This window comes from Prolixibacter denitrificans (assembly GCF_003014495.1).
Classification (GTDB): Bacteria; Bacteroidota; Bacteroidia; order Bacteroidales; family Prolixibacteraceae; genus Prolixibacter; species Prolixibacter denitrificans.
Genome location: NZ_PYGC01000036.1, coordinates 1 through 1,090, shown reverse-complemented (window position 1 = coordinate 1,090; position 1,090 = coordinate 1). Strand labels below are relative to the sequence as shown.

Below are 1,090 nucleotides of genomic sequence, written 5' to 3'. Positions count from 1 at the left end.
TTTCCAGTGTTTCTTTAATGTTCCGGTTTGCTTATGTGCATCAGTGGGGAACATCATGTCCACACTACGATGCGGCCGTTTATGATTGTATTTGTATACAGCGATTTTTACCGCTTCCAGGGCCGCATGATAATCGGCAAAGGTATCCTGTAAGCTGTACTCTCCCTTTAAAATACCGTTGACACGTTCGGCTACCGCATTTTCATAAGGGTCTCCGTTTTCGGTCATTGATATGCCGATTTTAGCTCCCTGCAGGTAGTTCACATAATCATTGCAGCAATACTGAATACCCCTGTCGGAGTGATGAATCAGGTTCGGCTTTACACCTTCGCCGGCAACGGCCATTCTTAGGGCATTTAAGGCCCCTTCACTGGTCAGGTCGGGCCAGAGGCTCCATCCGACAATTTTCTTCGAATAGGCATCAGTTACCAGGGACAGGTAGACAAACCCTTTTTCAGTTCGCAGGTAGGTAATATCACTGACCCAGAGTCTGCCTGAACTGACCAGTTCGATATCCCGGATAAGATTGGGATACTTACGGTAAAAATGGTTCGAATTAGTGGTTTTCGGACCCCGCTTACGGCGCCGCACCAACAAACCGTGCTCCCCGAGCAGGTTGAAAAACTTATCTCTTCCGTATTTGATATTGTGTTCCTGTAGTGTGGAAGCCAGTAACAAAAGGAGTTTCTCTGCTCCCATGCGGGGATGTTCGCGGCGAAGTATTTTCACCTGCTTTAAAATGAACACCTCCTGCATTTGTTTTACTGAGTGACGCTTTTTGCTATCGTACCAGGCCTGACGGCTAAACCCAAACAGTTCACACAGTACCGATTTGGATACCAACGGGTACATGTGTGCCAGTACTTCTACTGTTTGGGGCCAGACTTTTTTCGAATCTCTAATTTGTAGTCCTGCTCAGCAATGTCAATCATCGTATTCAGGCCCACATTTTTCATCTTCGCCAGTTCAAGCTGTTTTTCCAGCTCTTTGATACGCTTCTCCAGCGCTTTTACATCTGTTCTTTCTTTTCCACTCATCGCCTGTAAAGATAAGTGAATATCATCGGAATAACGTTCCTGCCAGTTCCTGA

Annotated in this window: 2 protein-coding genes; both read right to left on the bottom strand. The window is 46.2% G+C overall.

Translation table 11 applies throughout. The annotated features are described in order from the left end of the window. A partial coding sequence (locus tag CLV93_RS20075; protein WP_106544017.1) for an IS3 family transposase occupies positions 1 to 852 on the bottom strand: 852 nt, incomplete at its 3' end. Positions 853 to 866: 14 nt separating this feature from the next. Next, positions 867 to 1,090: hypothetical protein (locus CLV93_RS20355; protein WP_425529593.1), on the bottom strand; the 224-nt coding region annotated here is incomplete at its 5' end.